The organism is Mycolicibacterium fluoranthenivorans, assembly GCF_011758805.1.
In the GTDB taxonomy this organism is placed as follows: domain Bacteria; phylum Actinomycetota; class Actinomycetes; order Mycobacteriales; family Mycobacteriaceae; genus Mycobacterium; species Mycobacterium fluoranthenivorans.
Genome location: NZ_JAANOW010000001.1, coordinates 467,442 through 482,384, shown reverse-complemented (window position 1 = coordinate 482,384; position 14,943 = coordinate 467,442). Strand labels below are relative to the sequence as shown.

Sequence of the window (14,943 nt, the reverse complement as noted above, 5' to 3'; positions counted from 1 at the left end):
GTGGCTACGACCGGACCAGCCGTGCGATGGCCGCCGACGCCTCGGCCAACTTGGCATCCGCCTCGGTGCCGCCCTCGGCCACCGCCTGGGTCACGCAGTGACCCAGATGCTCATCCAGCAAGCCCAGTGCCACCGATTGCAGTGCGCTGTTGACGGCACTGATCTGGGTGAGGATGTCGATGCAGTATTTGTCGTCCTCGATCATCTTGGCGATGCCGCGGACCTGCCCCTCGATCCGGCGCAACCGCTTGGCGTAGTTGTCCTTCTGCGACGAGTAGCCGTGCTCACCGGAGTTCACGTCCGTCATTTCCTCACCCCACCATCTGCTGCATCTGCTGTACCTGCGCCTGGCGTGTGGCCAGAATCGATTTCGCCAGTGTCTGGGCGTCGACGTTGCGCCCACCGGCGATCTCGGTCTGGGCCAGATCGATCACGGCGCGGTGCAGGCCGAGCATCGACTGCAACCACAGTGTGTCGAACTCCTGGCCGTGCAGCGACTCGAGCCGCCCGACCGTGGCGGGGTCGAGCGCGCCGGGTGCCGCGGTGCCCGGCGCCGCGGATGGACTCGCGCCGTCGTTCCACTGCACCAACAGCACCTTGACGGTGTCGCTCTCGCTCTGTTGTCCGGTCGCCACGGTGTTGGCCAGTGCCACCAGGTCGGAGTTCGACGAACGGGTCGGCGCGAGCCGCGCCAATTGGATGGCCTGTTGCTGCAACTGCATCAGATCTGTGCCGAAGGTGGTGTCCTCGGCATTGCTGCCCGCGGGCGCCTCGGTGATCACCGGTGCCGCACTGGTCTGGACGGGCGCCGGGGCGGGCGTTTGACTGGAGCAGGCTCCGACCGACGCGGCCACCGCCACCAGGGCCATCGAGAACAGAGCGCGCACCGCGTCCACTGTACCGGGTACCCCGGCGGGGTATCTGAATACGGTTTGGGCCGGTGGCGGCCCCGAATGCATACTTACGGAATGCCCTCAGACTCCCCCACGCCGGACATCAAACCCCGTAGCCGCGACGTCACCGACGGCCTCGAGAAGACCGCCGCCCGCGGCATGCTCCGCGCGGTGGGCATGGGCGATGACGACTGGGCGAAACCGCAGATCGGCGTGGGTTCGTCGTGGAACGAGATCACGCCGTGCAACATGTCGCTGCAGCGGCTGGCGCAGGCGGTCAAGGGTGGCGTGCACACCGCCGGTGGCTATCCGCTGGAGTTCGGCACCATCTCGGTGTCCGACGGCATCTCGATGGGTCACGAGGGGATGCACTTCTCGCTGGTGTCCCGGGAAGTAATCGCCGACAGCGTCGAGACCGTCGTGCAGGCCGAGCGCCTCGACGGCACCGTGCTGCTGGCCGGCTGCGACAAGTCGATCCCCGGCATGTTGATGGCCGCCGCCCGGCTCGATCTCGCCTCGGTGTTCTTGTACAACGGCTCGATCATGCCGGGCGTCGCCAAGCTGACCGACGGCACCGAGAAGGAAGTCACCATCATCGACGCCTTCGAGGCGGTCGGGGCGTGTGCGCGCGGGTTGATGTCGCGTGCGGATGTGGACATCATCGAACGGGCGATCTGCCCGGGTGAGGGTGCCTGTGGCGGCATGTACACCGCCAACACCATGGCCTCTGCCGCCGAGGCGCTCGGTATGTCCTTGCCCGGCAGCGCTTCTCCGGTGGCCATCGACAAGCGCCGCGACGAGTACGCGCGCCGGTCCGGTGAGGCCGTCGTGGAGCTGCTGCGCCGCGGGATCACCGCCCGCGACATCCTGACCAAAGAGGCCTTCGAGAATGCCATCGCCGTCGTGATGGCATTCGGCGGTTCCACCAACGCCGTGCTGCACCTGCTGGCCATCGCGTGGGAGGCGCAGGTCGAGCTGACGCTCGCGGACTTCACCCGCGTCGGGCAGAAGGTGCCGCACCTGGCCGACGTCAAGCCCTTCGGCCGCCATGTGATGAAGGATGTCGACGAGATCGGCGGTGTCCCCGTCGTGATGAAGGCGCTGCTGGATGCCGGGCTGCTGCACGGTGACTGCCTCACGATCACCGGCCAGACCATGGCCGAGAACCTCGCCCACATCGAGCCGCCGGACCCCGACGGCAAGGTGCTGCGCGCGATGAACAACCCGATCCACCCCACCGGCGGGATCACGATCCTGCACGGCTCATTGGCACCCGAGGGCGCGGTGGTGAAGTCCGCGGGCTTCGACTCCGACGTGTTCGAAGGCACCGCAAGGGTTTTCGAACGGGAGCGCGCAGCACTCGACGCTCTTGAAGACGGCACCATCACCCACGGCGACGTCGTCGTCATCCGCTACGAGGGCCCCAAGGGCGGTCCGGGTATGCGCGAGATGCTCGCCATCACCGGCGCCATCAAGGGTGCGGGCCTGGGCAAGGATGTGCTGCTGATGACCGACGGCCGGTTCTCCGGCGGTACGACGGGCCTGTGTGTCGGGCATATCGCGCCCGAGGCCGTCGACGGTGGACCCATCGCGTTCATCAAGGACGGCGACAAGATCCGCTTGGACGTCGCGAACGGAAAGCTGGACCTGCTCGTCGACGAGGCCGAATTCGAGTCGCGCAAGGTCGGTTTCGAGCCGCTGCCCCCGGTGTACAAGACCGGCGTGCTGGCCAAGTACACCAAGCTGGTCGGCTCCGCTGCCGTCGGCGCAGTGTGTAGCTGAGCCGGCCAGCGAACCGCCATCCGGCGGATCCGGTGGACAGCAAGTCCGAGCACCGGCAGATAACCGCCTGGGTCGGCCAAACCCGCGCTCAGTTCACCGTCGGTGGTGGCGGCGGTGGTTCGAAGGGTTGGTACCACCACCATTGGGCACGTTCCCCGGTCGGTCCGGGGTAGGACGGGACCGACGGTGCCGGTGTGGTGGGTGGGCGGGCCAGCGCTCCGCCCTCGAGTTTTCGGCCCTCGCTGTCGGTGACGACCAGCCGATCCGCCGGCCCGGTGAGCGTGATGCCCCCGCGATGGTGCAGCCGGTGGTGGAACGGGCAGAGCAGCACCAGGTTGGACAGTTCGGTCAGGCCGCCGTCCTCCCAGTGGGTGAGGTGGTGGGCGTGCAACCCTCGGGTGGCGGCGCAGCCCGGTACCACGCAGCAGTGGTCACGGTGCTCCAGCGCACGGCGCAGCCGGCGGCTGATGGTGCGGGTGGTCCGGCCGGCGCCGATCGGCCGGCCGTGGCGTTCGAACCAGACTTCGCAGGTGGCATCACAGAGTAGATATCGCCGCTCATTCTCGGAGAGCACCGGGCCCAGGTGCAGCGCAGCGACCGGCTTGTCGATGTCGAGGTGTACGACCACGGTGGTGTGCTGGCCGTGTGGGCGCCGGGCCACGTCGGTGTCCCAGCCGGCCTCAACCAGGCTCATGAACGCGTCCACGCGCGTCGGGAACGCTTCCTCGGCCCCGGTATCAGCAGGGTCGGCGGGGTGTTCGGCGATCAGCGCGTCATGGTGGGACTGCAGCGCGGCGTCGAACTTCGCGGCCTCCAGCCGCGGTAGCCGGATCCGATAAGTCGTGTACCGCTCCCCGGTGAAGGTTGTGGTGACCTCAGGCCCTGATTCAGGCGGTGTCTCCGGATCGGGTCGCGGTTCCATCGTGATCGCGGTACGCAACTGGCTGACCGTGGCCACCGCAGCGAGTTCGGCGTAATGCGCATCGGAGCCCTCGGCCGCACGTTCGGCGATCACCCCGACCTGATCCAACGACAACCGGCCCTCGCGCAGGGCTTCGGTGCAGCGCGGGAACTCCTGCAGCCGCCGTGCCACCGCCACGACCGTCTCGGCGTTACGCGGGGCGACCCCGGTCTTCCAGGCCACCAGAGCCGACAGGGAACGCACACCGGTCAGGCCACACAACTCCTCGCGCTCCAATTCGGCCACGATCTGCACCAGGCGCCCGTCGATCGCATTGCGCTGCCCGCACAACTCGGCGATCTCGTCGAACAACACCTCCAACCGCTGTCCGGCGGCCAAAGATGTTGCGGTACTGGACATGACACCATCATCGCAGAGGGGTACGACAAGTGAGCGCTACCGGCACCGTCCGTACAGCTCCGGCAGAAAGCCGGCCAGATGGTTCATCTCCTGTGCGCAATGCACCAGCAGGTCACGCGGATCGGGGAGCTGCCGGGCTGCGATCGGACGCAAGGCTCGGTCAGCCAACGCCATCCCGCCGCGCAGCGCCACATGCCTGCCACCCATCCAGAACCGTGAGCGCATCTCCGCACCCTCGGCGGTCGGCCGGACCTGATGTACCAGCCAGCCGATGTCCACCGGAATGTCCGCCGAACCCAGCCGCGCGGTGATGGCCAAACCGGTGTGCCCCAAAACCGACGGATCGACGAACTGTATTGCGCCTCTGGTGAATCCCGATCCGATGTACTCGTGCACGATCGACGTGCGCCCGAGATAGGTCGGGTCATCGCGACCGTCGAGCCAGCGCGCCGAGACATGCGCACGCGGATGCCACAGCTTGTACCGCCGGGCGTCGCAGCCATGCCAGCCGAACCACCACTGCCACATCGGCGGCGTCACACCGGGCATATCGGTGCGCACGGCCACCGTGAAGCCGCCGTCACCGACGGTGCCATAACCGTTCTCGGTCTGCTGATAGCCCTGCTCTGCGAGCCGATCCTCGAAATCGGGTAACACCGGGCCGGCCTGCGGGCCGTGCTCGAGGGCGTGCACCACATGACGGGGTAGCGGCGCCATCTCCGGACGGAAGAAGGACCCGAACTGCGTCTCGGCGTCGTCGCCCCGGTAACCGAGATAGCCCATCTCAGACCCGCCCCATCCAACTGTGGAAACGACCCTGCGGATCATATTGGGCGCGAACGGCATCGAGGCGCGCCATGCTCGCATCGGTGGCGAACCGCGCCGGTCGCTGACCCAGATTCTCGTCCGCCAACTGCACCCCGGTCGCCAGGTGCGCCATCTCCGCCATGTTCGTACGGGCCCAGTCGCCGTATCGAGTGTCGTCGGCCGGGTCGGACCAGGCGGTGTAGAGCGCCAGATAGATCTCGTCCTCCAGGCTGTAGGCCATGTCCTGGCGGGCGGGTGAGGGTCCCCAGTTCAGCCAGAGGAAATGCGAGGGATGCGGCGGCATGGTCTCGATGATCCGGCGGATGCCCGGCAGCAATTCGGTCGCCGGGGCGGACGTCCACATGTTGTCCGTGGCGTAGCGGTGCCCGGACGGGTAGTTGCTCATCACTGCCTCGAACCAGCTGGGCAGATCCGCCGGGGCGAACGGGACGGCGACCAGCGCATCGTCGCGCACCGGGCAGGAATCGAGCAGTGCCAGAGCGGCTTTGGCATCCTCCTCGGTATCGGCGAACACCGGTGAGGCGAGCACAATACCCGGGGCGCGCAGTCCGACGCCGGGGATCTCGGACGAGGTGACGATCTGCAGTTCCACACGCCGGTCCACGTCGGCACTGATAGCCCGCGCCCAGCCGAACACCTCGTCGGCAGTCTCGATCGGGTACACGTAGAGGCTGCTACCGCACACCGGGGGCTTCGGATAGAGCCGCAGATGGAAGGCCGTCACCACCCCGAAGAAGCCGGGACCCGACCCCCTTGCCGCCCAATAGAGTTCGGGATGATGCCGGGCGTCGCAGTACACCTGCTCCCCGTCGGCGGTCACCACCTCCAAGCCCAGTACGCTCTCGCATGCCGGCCCCACCACCCGGCTGTTCCAGCCGTAGCCGCCTTGCAGCAGATACCCGCCGACCGCCACCCCGCGGCAGTGCCCGGCGGGGAAGAACAGGCCCCGCTCGGCGAGCTCGACGGCCAGCACACTGCCACCTTTGCCCGGTCCGACGACGGCCGTCATCGCCGGCACGTCGACCACGCACGAGTCGAGCCGGCTGACGTCGAGCAGCAGACCGCCGTCACGGACATGGTTGGCCGCCCAACTATGCCCACCCGACCGAATACCCACCTTCACGTCGTGGGCGGCCGCGTAGCGCACCGCCGCGACCACATCGGCGACATCGGCCGCCTGCACGATGACGTCCGGAAAGCGCTGCGGCAGGCGCGCATTCCACACCGTCGCCCGGCGGGCGGGCTCATACCCGTCGTCGCCGCGGAAGAAGTGCCGTCCGTCGGGGAGGGCGTTCATGATCACTCCTCAGATTCACAATGCGGCTCATTGCAGTCCACAATGCGGGTCACTATAGTGAGCGGATGCCCGCAGCGGAACAGAATCGCGAAGACGGAATTCAGGTCCTACGACGGGCCGCCGCAGCGCTCGACGAGATCGCGACCGAACCCGGCCGGTTACGTCAGGTGGACCTGGAGAACCGGCTGGGCCTGGCGAAATCCACGGTCCGACGGATCCTGCTGGCCCTCACCGATATCGGTTATGCCGCCGTGGATGAGGCAGGCAGGTTCAGCCTGGGCGACCGCCTCGTCGGCCTCGCCGGATCCGACAGCGCCCACCTCGTCGCCGCTTTCCGTCCCACCCTGCAGCGCATCGCCGACGCCACGGGTGAAACCGTCGATCTCTCGGTGCTGCGCGGACGCGAGATGTGGTTCATCGACCAGATCGAATCGGGTCACCGGCTTCGTGCGGTATCTGCCATCGGCGTGCGCTTTCCGATCGACGGAACCGCCAACGGCAAGGCCGCCAAAGCGGTACTGGAGGGTGCTGCCGCCGAGGTGCAGTTCGATCTGGACGAGCACACCCCGGGCATCTCCGCGGCGGGGATAGCCGGCTGGACGCCCGGCGGGCAGGTCGTGGCGATCTCGGTGCCGGCACCCAGCGACCGGTTCCGGGCCAACCGATCCGTGATCGTCAAGGCGCTGCGGGCAGCCCGCGCACCGTTTCAGCACTGACGCAGCGCTCCTGACGCGGAGCCTCCGGCAACGTTCGCGCCGCAGCTCGCCCGTCCTGCGCCCACCGATTACGGACCCCATTTCTCCTGTAATGTGAGGTCGAGCAGTGGCCCACAACACATATCGAGATGCACGGAAAGAGTCTTCAGTGAACGACGTTCTCGCGCGGTCCGGCATCTTCCAGGGGGTTGCTCCCGATGCTGCCGCCGCCCTGATCGCGCAGTTACAGCAAGTCTCATTCCCCCGCGGGCACGCCGTGTTCGTCGAGGGCGAGCCCGGCGATCGGTTGTACATCATCACCGAGGGCAAGGTGAAGATCGGACGCCGTACGGCGGACGGCCGGGAAAGCCTGATCACGGTGATGGGGCCGGCAGACATGTTCGGTGAGCTCGCCCTGTTCGACCCCGGGCCGCGCACCTCCACGGTGACCACCCTGACCGAGGTGAAGGCCGTCACGATGGACAGGGAAGCCCTGCACGCCTGGGTTATGGGTCGCCCCGAGATCGCCGAGCAATTGCTGCGCGTCCTGGCCCGCCGGCTGCGCCGCACCAACAGCGCGCTCTCCGACCTGATCTTCACCGATGTCCCCGGCCGAGTGGCCAAGCAGCTGCTCGATATCGCCAAGCGGTTCGGCCGGCCGGAGGGCAACGTCCTGCATGTCACCCACGAGCTCACCCAGGAGGAGTTGGCTCAACTCGTCGGCGCATCGCGCGAAACGGTCAACAAGGCCCTCTCGGACTTCGCGCAGCGCGGCTGGATCAAGTTGCAGGGCAAGACGATCCTGATCTACGACTCGGCCCGGTTGGCCCAGCGCGCGAAGTAGCGGGTCAGGTCACGGGGCTAGGTCACGACGGCGACGGCGAAACCGTCCCAGCCCTTGGTGCCCACGGTTTGGATGGCCGCGGCGTCCAACCGGGGATGGCGGCCCATCAAGGCCAACATGTCGCGTACGGCGCGCGCCTGGACATCCGAGGGTTCCGGTTCCAGGACGCGGCCCATCCGGGTGACATTGTCGACGACGATGACCGCGCCCGGTGCGGCGAGCCGGACGGCCCACTCGACGTAGGCGCTGTTGTTCTCCTTGTCGGCGTCGACGAAGAACAGGTCGAACGGACCCTGCAACGTCGGCAGGGTGTCCAGCGCCGCACCGACGATCACCTCGACCCGGTCCGCAACCCCGGCGCGCTCGAAGTTCTTTCGCGCGACCTCGGCGTGCCGCGGATCGAACTCGAGTGTGACGACCCGCCCGTCCGGGCCCACACCGCGGGCCAGACAGATCGTGGAATACCCGGCCAGCGTACCGATTTCGAGCACACGCCCAGCCCCGGCGATCCGCGCCAGTAACTGCAGCAGATGACCGTGCTGCACGGACACCTCGATGGCCGGCATGGACTCCACGGCCGCGGACTCACGCGCCGCGCGCAACGCCTCGTCCTCGGTCTGCAACAACTCACCGAACAAGGCGTCGACCGCCACCGGATCTGCCATCACTGCACCCCTTCTTTCGCATAGAGCACTCGCAGTACATGCTGCACCTCGGGTCCCATCACCACACCGGCCAGCTCACCCATCGTCGTGACGAATTCCCGGCCGTGTGGCGCGCCCTCCGGGCACAGATGGTGGGCGAGCTCGTGTAGCACCACGAGTTCCCGCAGCGCCCAGGTGGTGTGCTGATCCGGAACCGCCATGGTCGCGGTGTCGGCCTCATAGTGCGCGGCCGTCAGTCCCCGTCTGGCCCGGACCGTGACCGGGCCGGCGCCGGGCCACCTCTCCCGGACCGCGGGCAGGGCCAGCACGTCGTCGACGTACCGGCGCACCGAATCGAGGGAGCCGAACCGGCCCTCCGGAGGCAGCGTCAGCGCGGTGCCGAAGAAGTCCACCGAACCGTTGCCGCGCTGGGCGGCACGGTCGAACATCGTGCGGATAAATCCTTCGGCGGCATACACTTTCGCGCGCTGGACATCCCGCGCGGTCACGGCGACGTCATGGCGACAAGGGGGTCCGGGCACCGGGCAACTCCTGGCTGGGCCCCAGCCGGGCCCGCTTCCCGGCGCGGTCACCGGCGCGCCGAGCCGCCGACGAGTAACCCGACGAGGCGCTGCTCGCCCGCCAGGTGCCGCGTGCCGAGGAGCTCTGCCGGTAGAACGATTTCAGTTCGAGATCCTTGTTACGCAAGGCCAGCGCCGTCCCCGGCCGGTCCTGCCGATCGGCTTCACGCTCGGCCTCGGCCTTGGCCTCGGCCAGCCGCTGCCCCACCCGGGCGCCGAAGGCCAGCTGGAAGTTCAGCCGGGCGGTGATGGTCGGTGTCGGCCGGTGCTCGCCCGAGCCGATATAGGCCTCGGATGCCTTGACCATCTGGGTCACCAGGCTGGCGTAGAGCGCATGGGTGGCGTCGATATCCTCGGCGAACCCGTAGGCGTGGACATAGGTCGAGTTGGTGGCGACATCGCATTTCAGATCGTTGGCCAGCCCGATCACCACGAACAGCTGCACGTACGTGCGCAGCCCGCGGGTGCCGGCCGACCCGATGGTGATGGTGCGCTGCTCGGGTAATTGCGCCTTGGTGCGCTGCGCCGAGTGGGCCCGGGCCAGCGCCAGGTCGATCGAGGTCGCCGTGGCCAGGCGCTGCGCGGCCGTCATGAACGCCTCGGCCTCATGCGGATTGTCGGTGCCCTCGGCCTGGCGCAGCAGGGCCGCGATCCGGGCCAGCATCTTGTCGCTCACGTTCGCCAGGTTAACGCTCCAGTCCGACAGCCTATTTCGTGATGAAGGTGTTCAGCGCGTCGGTCAATTGGGGGGATAATGGCGCCTTCTTGGCGTAGTTGGCCACATTGTCGGTCGGGTCGTCGCGCAGCACGTGGTTGACCCCCTTGAGCGCCACCACCGTCAGGGCGGTGTGCTTGAGCGCGCCGATCAGCCCCTGCTCCGCCGGGCAACTGGCCTGGTTGTCGGCGTCCGAGCAGGTCAGCAGCACCGGCGTGGCCGCGGGGATCTTCGCGGCCAGGGCCACCGGATCGATCGAGTCGGCCTCGACCACGGCCTTCACGTTCTTGGCGTTGAGAATCGCCGACAGGCCCTCGGGCAGCGTGTCCGGCGCGGTGCCCTGCGTCCGAGCTTGGGCCACTGCGGCATTCCAGGCCGCCACCACGGCGTCGGCCTGTGCCCTGGTCTTGGCCCCCGAGCTCACCGCGGCGTCGACGTCGGCATGAACCCGGCCGGTGATGATGTCCAGATAGCGGGCCGACAGCGGCTGGAACAGACCCAGCGCGTGGATCTTGGGCGCGTCCGGTGCGGTGTCGGTAGCCAGGTTCATCGCGTGAATGGTGCCCTCGCCCAACGCATATACCGACAGATGCGCCGTGTCGACGCCGGGCCGGGTGGCCAGGAACCTGATCGCCGCGCGGGCCCCGGCGGTGTAGACGGCGCTGCCGACCTCGGCCGGGTGGTCCTTGAACTTGCCCAGACCGGTTTTGCCGGTGCCGACCTTGTCGTAGCGCAGGGTGGCGATGCCATGGTCGGACAGATACTCGGCGAGCTGGCGCATGTTGCCCACCGGGCCGGCCACCGCGTTGTCGCCGTTGCGGTCGGTCTGGCCGCTCTCGGAGATCAGCAGCGCCGCGGGTCCCGGGGTGTTCTGATGGCGGAACGTGCCGTGGATCGTCAGGCCGTCGGCATCGAAGCTGATGTCCTCGTCGACCCAGCCCGTGGGCGGCTGCGGGTTCTTGGCCTCCGACGAGCAGCCGGCGACCACCAACGCCAGCGTGGCCAGCAGCAGCAGGGCCCGTCTCACAGCCTGGTCTCGATCCAGGTGGTCACGTCATCGAGCACCAGTGCGCGCTCGGGTTCGTTGAACACCTCGTGGTAGAGCTCGGGATACACCTTGAGGTTGACGTCCTCCGATGCCACGCACTCCACCAGCCGCTCGCTGCCCGTGACCGGGATCAACTTGTCCTGACCGCCGTGCACCACGAGCAGGGGTGCCGTCAGCGCGGAGGCCCGCTGCGGCATGCTCTCGCCCACGCCGATCAGCGCCTTGGCGATACCGGCGGGCAGGTTGCCGTGATGGACCAGCGGGTCGGCCTCGTAGGCCGCCACCACCTGCGGGTCGCGCGAGACGGCGTCGGCGGGCAGGTTCTCCACCGGCAGCCCGGGCAGCAGACTTCCGACCACCTTGGCCACCACCGTCATCACCGGGGACACCGCTTCCTGGGCGTAGACCGCCGGCCCGGACAGCACCATCGCCGCGTAATCGTCAGGGTGTTCGACGCCGTAGGAGAAGACCACGCCGCCGCCCATGCTGTGGCCGAGCACCACCCGTTTCAGGTCGGGGTGCGCCGCGGTCGCCAAGCCGACGAGATGGTGGAAATCGTCGGTGTACTCCGAGATGTCCTTGAGGTAGACCCGCTTGCCGCCGGACCGGCCGTGCCCGCGCAGATCGAGGGCATAGGTGATCAGCCCTGCCTCGCCGAACCGCTGTGCGACGTGGTCGTAGCGGCGGGCGTGCTCGGCGTAGCCGTGGCAGAGCACGACGATCCCGTTCGCCTCGGTGGACGGCGTCCAGACGTCGTAGACGATGCGGGTGCCTGCGACACCGTCGAAGCTGCGTTCACTGCGGGTAGTCGCCACCCGACGAGCGTAACGGGGATGGCCCACCGCCGGAGGCGCCGAGGTAGCCCCTGTGTCGGTATCGGTGCGTAAGCTCGTCAGCGTGAGCGTCCTCACAGAGACTCCGAAGAAGTTCGACTCCAATGACGCGTTCCTGGCGGACGCGCAACAGTACCGACGCGAGCTGCTGGCGCACTGCTACCGCATGACGGGCTCGGTGCACGACGCCGAGGACCTGGTGCAGGAGACGTTCCTGCGGGCGTGGAAGTCCTACGACGGTTTCGAGGGCAAGTCCTCGGCGCGTACGTGGCTCTACCGCATCGCCACCAACACCTGCCTGACGGCCATCGAGAACAAGCAGCGCCGTCCGCTGCCATCCGGGCTGGGGACCGACAGCTCCGACCCGACCACCGAGATCCTCGAACACCATGAGGTGCCCTGGCTGGAGCCGCTGCCCGACACCGCCGAGGTGGTGGAGTCCAAGGAGTCGGTGCGGTTGGCGTTCGTGGCGGCGCTGCAGCATCTCTCCCCGCGGCAGCGGGCGGTGCTCGTGTTGCGCGATGTATTGCAGTGGCGCGCAGCCGAAGTCGCCGATGCCATCGGCTCCTCGACTGCCGCGGTGAACAGCCTGCTACAGCGGGCGCGCGCCCAGCTCGACGAGGTGGGCCCCAGCGCGGACAACACACTGTCGGCACCGGACTCCCCCGAGGCCCAGGAGCAGCTGGGCCGCTACATCGCGGCGTTCGAGGCCTACGACATCGACAAACTGGTGACGCTGTTCACCCAGGAGGCCATCTGGGAGATGCCTCCGTTCGACACCTGGTATCGCGGCCCGGAGGCCATCGGCATGCTCTCGAAGCACAAGTGTCCGGCCGAATACCCCGGCGATATGCGATTCATCCCCACCACGGCCAACGGCCAGCCCGCGGCGGCGATGTACATGCGCAACCCCCAGACCGATGCGCACGAGGCGTTCCAGCTCCATGTCCTCGACATCACCCCGGCCGGGATCTCCCATGTGGTGGCGTTCATGGAGCCGCGGTTGTTCGCGACGTTCGGGCTGCCCGAACGGCTCTGATTCGGCGGTTATCAGTAGGTGGATCAGTGGGTGCAATCGAGCGTGACGTCGATGCTCTTGCTGATCACGATGGTCGTCTGGTGCTTGTCGCCGTAGGAGCCGGGTCCGCCTGGCGAGGTCCCCCCGGAGTTCAACGACGACGTGGTCATCGCGTTGTGCACCTCGACCACCGTGCAGTCCGGAAGCGGGTTGTCGCCGGCACGATCGACGGTCACCCAGTAGCCCGCGGATTGCAGGTCCGCAATGGTCGAGACGGCGTGGGTGTCGGGTAGCCAGTGCAGCTTGCCCTGTTCATCCACGATGCACCGAAGTGCTCCGCCGTCAGGTGCCGTCGCCGAGTTGCCGATCTGACCCGATCCGCAGTCGGCCCCGACCACCGGCGGCGCGTCGGCGCCGGCCGGTGTCGCCGGTCCGATCAGAACCGCGACCGAGGCCAGTCCGGCTACCACCAGAGGGCCTAAGAGAGAACGATTTTCAGTCACGGCGAACCTTCCCTTGGCAACCCTGGCGAGCCTGCCGCGCGCCAAGGTATTCAGACCAAGTTAGGTTCGGTCGGGCCCGTCCGCCGGAGGCGAACGACACCAGTCACCGGGGCCGAAGGTCCCTCGGCTACGCGAGGGCATCCATCGCCGTCACCGACCGCGGGCCGCAGCCTGTAGCCCCGCGATGTCGAATTTCCCGTGGGTGGCCAGCACCGCCGCCATCAGCCGGTCCTGGGACGCAGCATCGCCTTCGGTGACCAGGTCGTAGTACTCCGTGGGGGTGATCTGCCAGGACAGGCCGTACTTGTCCTTGAGCCACCCGCAGGGCTGCTCCGACCCACCCTCGACCAGCGCCGCCCACAACCGGTCCAGTTCCGCCTGGCCGGCGACCCGCACCTCCAACGACACCGCTTCGGAGAAGGTGAACTGCGGCCCGCCGTTGATCCCGACGAACCGCTGACCGGCGAGCTCGAATTCCACCACGACGGGCACATCCTGCGGGGATGGCGAGTCCGGGTGGGAGGCGATGGTGGTGACGATCCGGCCGTTGCCACCGAACGCGGCGATGTAGTGCGCGGCGGCCTCCTCGGCCTGGCGGTCGAACCAGAGGTTGGGCACGATCTGGGCGTTGATCTGAGTCATGAGGGGTAGACCCGCGCCGGCCCGCGGATTCATCGACACCATCCTGAACGATTCAGTAAAGCTATCGAATACGCAGTTCAATCGCGGTACATACGCAATTTCTAGAACCTGTTCTATGATCGCAATCCATGAAGACCAAGGGCGCCCTGCTGTGGGAACTCAATTCGCCGTTCAAAGTCGATGAGATCGAGCTCGGGGACCCCGTCGCCGACGAAGTCCAGATCCGGATGCACGCCGCCGGCATGTGCCATTCCGACTACCACATCACCACCGGCGCCACCCCGATCGGCCTGCCCGCACTCGGCGGCCACGAGGGCGCGGGTGTGGTCACCAAGGTCGGCAAGAACGTCACCGGGATCGAGGAGGGCGACCACGTCATCCTCGCGTTCATCCCGGCCTGTGGCGTGTGTCCGCCCTGCCTCAAGGGCTTCCGCTCCCTGTGCGACCGCGGCGCCGTCCTGCTCGGCGGCAAGGCGATCGCCGACGGCACCAGCCGTATCCATGCCGGGTCGCATGAGGTGTCGCCGATGAACCTGCTGGGCACCTTCGCGCCCTACATGACGGTGCACAAGGACTCGGTGGTCAAGATCGACAAGGACATCCCGTTCGAGACCGCCGCGATCATGGGTTGCGCGGTGCCGACCGGGTTCGGCTCGGCCACCAATGTGGCCGAGGTGAAGCCGGGCGAGACGGTCATCGTCGTCGGCGTCGGCGGTATCGGGATGAGCGCCCTGCAGGGCGCGGTCATCTCCGGCGCCAAGCACGTCATCGCCATCGACCCGAACGAGTGGAAGCGCGAGCAGGCCATCAAGTTCGGCGCCACCCACGTGTACCCGTCGATGTCCGAGGCGATCATGCCCGTCATCGACACCACCTACGGTCTGATGGCCGACAAGGTCATCATCGCGGTCGGCGAGATGAAGGGCGAGTACATCGAAGAGGCGATGATCCTGACCGCCAAGACCGGCACCTGTGTGGTCACCGGGATGGGATCGATGCTCGACGCCGACGTGAAGCTGAACCTCTTCCTGTTCACCATGTTGCAGAAGACGCTGAAGGGCAACATCTTCGGCGGCGGCAGCAGCCACGTGGAGACCCCGCGGCTGACGGCGCTGTACAAGTCGGGACTGCTGAACATCGACGATATGATCACCCGCACCTACAAGCTGGAAGATATCAACACCGGCTACCAGGACATGTTGGACGGCAACAACATTCGCGGCGTGATCCGGTTCGACGAATCGGACTGGTAACCCTCGCACGCAAAAAGGCCCCCGCTCACGCGGGGGCCTTTCGCTT

At 67.5% G+C, this 14,943-nt stretch carries 17 protein-coding genes; 5 read left to right on the top strand and 12 right to left on the bottom strand.

The genetic code is table 11. The annotated features are described in order from the left end of the window. Positions 1-4: 4 nt before the first annotated feature. Together ricR and FHU31_RS02360 are read right to left on the bottom strand one after the other, a co-directional pair. The gene (gene ricR, locus FHU31_RS02365) at positions 5-307 is read right to left on the bottom strand and encodes a copper-sensing transcriptional repressor RicR (RefSeq protein ID WP_167155438.1); all 303 of its coding nucleotides are present in this window, start codon (positions 305-307) and stop codon (positions 5-7) included. A 4-nt stretch (positions 308-311) separates the two neighbouring features. Beyond that, complete coding sequence (locus tag FHU31_RS02360) at positions 312-887, bottom strand: DUF305 domain-containing protein (RefSeq protein ID WP_167155435.1); 576 nt, start codon at positions 885-887, stop codon at positions 312-314. An 81-nt stretch (positions 888-968) separates the two neighbouring features. Here FHU31_RS02360 and ilvD point away from each other — a divergent pair, with 81 nt between their 5' ends. After that, positions 969-2,675, top strand: coding sequence for a dihydroxy-acid dehydratase (gene ilvD, locus FHU31_RS02355; protein ID WP_234901121.1), 1,707 nt, complete (start codon positions 969-971; stop codon positions 2,673-2,675). Positions 2,676-2,763: 88 nt separating this feature from the next. On the opposite strand, the gene FHU31_RS02350 is transcribed toward ilvD, so the two are convergent. The 3 genes from FHU31_RS02350 to FHU31_RS02340 are packed head-to-tail and all read right to left on the bottom strand — an operon-like array spanning position 2,764 to position 6,121. Then, positions 2,764-3,996 carry an HNH endonuclease signature motif containing protein gene (locus FHU31_RS02350; protein ID WP_167155429.1) on the bottom strand — a complete coding sequence of 411 codons (1,233 nt, stop codon included), beginning with the start codon at positions 3,994-3,996 and terminating at the stop codon, positions 2,764-2,766. A gap of 36 nt (positions 3,997-4,032) precedes the next feature. Continuing rightward, positions 4,033-4,779, bottom strand: a complete 747-nt coding sequence (locus FHU31_RS02345; RefSeq protein WP_167155426.1) for a DAPG hydrolase family protein — start codon at positions 4,777-4,779, stop codon at positions 4,033-4,035. A gap of 1 nt (position 4,780) precedes the next feature. Beyond that, the gene (locus FHU31_RS02340) at positions 4,781-6,121 is read right to left on the bottom strand and encodes an FAD-binding oxidoreductase (RefSeq protein ID WP_167155424.1); all 1,341 of its coding nucleotides are present in this window, start codon (positions 6,119-6,121) and stop codon (positions 4,781-4,783) included. Positions 6,122-6,186: 65 nt separating this feature from the next. Here FHU31_RS02340 and FHU31_RS02335 point away from each other — a divergent pair, with 65 nt between their 5' ends. Beyond that, on the top strand, positions 6,187-6,837 hold the full coding sequence (locus FHU31_RS02335) for an IclR family transcriptional regulator (protein WP_167155421.1): 651 nt from the start codon (positions 6,187-6,189) through the stop codon (positions 6,835-6,837). A 148-nt stretch (positions 6,838-6,985) separates the two neighbouring features. Further along, on the top strand, positions 6,986-7,660 hold the full coding sequence (locus FHU31_RS02330; RefSeq protein WP_090359031.1) for a Crp/Fnr family transcriptional regulator: 675 nt from the start codon (positions 6,986-6,988) through the stop codon (positions 7,658-7,660). A 17-nt stretch (positions 7,661-7,677) separates the two neighbouring features. On the opposite strand, the gene FHU31_RS02325 is transcribed toward FHU31_RS02330, so the two are convergent. The 5 genes from FHU31_RS02325 to FHU31_RS02305 are packed head-to-tail and all read right to left on the bottom strand — an operon-like array spanning position 7,678 to position 11,463. Next, the gene (locus FHU31_RS02325; protein ID WP_167155418.1) at positions 7,678-8,325 is read right to left on the bottom strand and encodes an O-methyltransferase; all 648 of its coding nucleotides are present in this window, start codon (positions 8,323-8,325) and stop codon (positions 7,678-7,680) included. Further along, entirely contained in the window at positions 8,325-8,813 is a 489-nt protein-coding gene (locus FHU31_RS02320) for a TIGR04338 family metallohydrolase (protein ID WP_167155415.1), read from the bottom strand. Before FHU31_RS02320 ends, FHU31_RS02325 begins: the two co-directional genes overlap by 1 nt. Positions 8,814-8,820: 7 nt before the next feature. Further along, positions 8,821-9,549 carry a DUF2786 domain-containing protein gene (locus tag FHU31_RS02315; protein WP_167160521.1) on the bottom strand — a complete coding sequence of 243 codons (729 nt, stop codon included), beginning with the start codon at positions 9,547-9,549 and terminating at the stop codon, positions 8,821-8,823. Between the two features lie 43 nt (positions 9,550-9,592). Further along, positions 9,593-10,627 carry an alpha/beta hydrolase family protein gene (locus FHU31_RS02310; protein WP_167155412.1) on the bottom strand — a complete coding sequence of 345 codons (1,035 nt, stop codon included), beginning with the start codon at positions 10,625-10,627 and terminating at the stop codon, positions 9,593-9,595. Then, positions 10,624-11,463, bottom strand: a complete 840-nt coding sequence (locus FHU31_RS02305; protein ID WP_167155409.1) for an alpha/beta hydrolase — start codon at positions 11,461-11,463, stop codon at positions 10,624-10,626. The genes FHU31_RS02310 and FHU31_RS02305 overlap by 4 nt, the downstream gene beginning before the upstream one ends. A 52-nt stretch (positions 11,464-11,515) precedes the next feature. Between FHU31_RS02305 and FHU31_RS02300 the strand changes: the two genes are divergently transcribed. After that, entirely contained in the window at positions 11,516-12,520 is a 1,005-nt protein-coding gene (locus FHU31_RS02300; RefSeq protein WP_167155406.1) for a sigma-70 family RNA polymerase sigma factor, read from the top strand. A 23-nt stretch (positions 12,521-12,543) separates the two neighbouring features. On the opposite strand, the gene FHU31_RS02295 is transcribed toward FHU31_RS02300, so the two are convergent. Together FHU31_RS02295 and FHU31_RS02290 are read right to left on the bottom strand one after the other, a co-directional pair. Next, positions 12,544-12,969 carry a hypothetical protein gene (locus tag FHU31_RS02295; RefSeq protein WP_167155403.1) on the bottom strand — a complete coding sequence of 142 codons (426 nt, stop codon included), beginning with the start codon at positions 12,967-12,969 and terminating at the stop codon, positions 12,544-12,546. 183 nt (positions 12,970-13,152) lie between these two features. Next, positions 13,153-13,644 (bottom strand): VOC family protein, encoded by a 492-nt coding sequence (locus tag FHU31_RS02290; RefSeq protein WP_167155400.1) that lies wholly within the window; start codon positions 13,642-13,644, stop codon positions 13,153-13,155. A gap of 128 nt (positions 13,645-13,772) precedes the next feature. On the opposite strand from FHU31_RS02290, the gene FHU31_RS02285 reads away from it, so the two are divergent. Further along, complete coding sequence (locus FHU31_RS02285; protein ID WP_167155397.1) at positions 13,773-14,897, top strand: NDMA-dependent alcohol dehydrogenase; 1,125 nt, start codon at positions 13,773-13,775, stop codon at positions 14,895-14,897. Positions 14,898-14,943: the final 46 nt, after the last annotated feature.

What these genes read in the sequence shown, in the direction of transcription:
- ricR (WP_167155438.1), bottom strand. Translation starts at nt 307, where the DNA reads ATGACGGACGTGAACTCCGGTGAGCACGGCTACTCGTCGCAGAAGGAC.
- ilvD (WP_234901121.1), top strand. Translation starts at nt 969, where the DNA reads ATGCCCTCAGACTCCCCCACGCCGGACATCAAACCCCGTAGCCGCGAC.
- FHU31_RS02350 (WP_167155429.1), bottom strand. Translation starts at nt 3,996, where the DNA reads ATGTCCAGTACCGCAACATCTTTGGCCGCCGGACAGCGGTTGGAGGTG.
- FHU31_RS02345 (WP_167155426.1), bottom strand. Translation starts at nt 4,779, where the DNA reads ATGGGCTATCTCGGTTACCGGGGCGACGACGCCGAGACGCAGTTCGGG.
- FHU31_RS02340 (WP_167155424.1), bottom strand. Translation starts at nt 6,121, where the DNA reads ATGAACGCCCTCCCCGACGGACGGCACTTCTTCCGCGGCGACGACGGG.
- FHU31_RS02335 (WP_167155421.1), top strand. Translation starts at nt 6,187, where the DNA reads ATGCCCGCAGCGGAACAGAATCGCGAAGACGGAATTCAGGTCCTACGA.
- FHU31_RS02325 (WP_167155418.1), bottom strand. Translation starts at nt 8,325, where the DNA reads ATGGCAGATCCGGTGGCGGTCGACGCCTTGTTCGGTGAGTTGTTGCAG.
- FHU31_RS02315 (WP_167160521.1), bottom strand. Translation starts at nt 9,549, where the DNA reads ATGCTGGCCCGGATCGCGGCCCTGCTGCGCCAGGCCGAGGGCACCGAC.
- FHU31_RS02290 (WP_167155400.1), bottom strand. Translation starts at nt 13,644, where the DNA reads ATGACTCAGATCAACGCCCAGATCGTGCCCAACCTCTGGTTCGACCGC.
- FHU31_RS02285 (WP_167155397.1), top strand. Translation starts at nt 13,773, where the DNA reads ATGAAGACCAAGGGCGCCCTGCTGTGGGAACTCAATTCGCCGTTCAAA.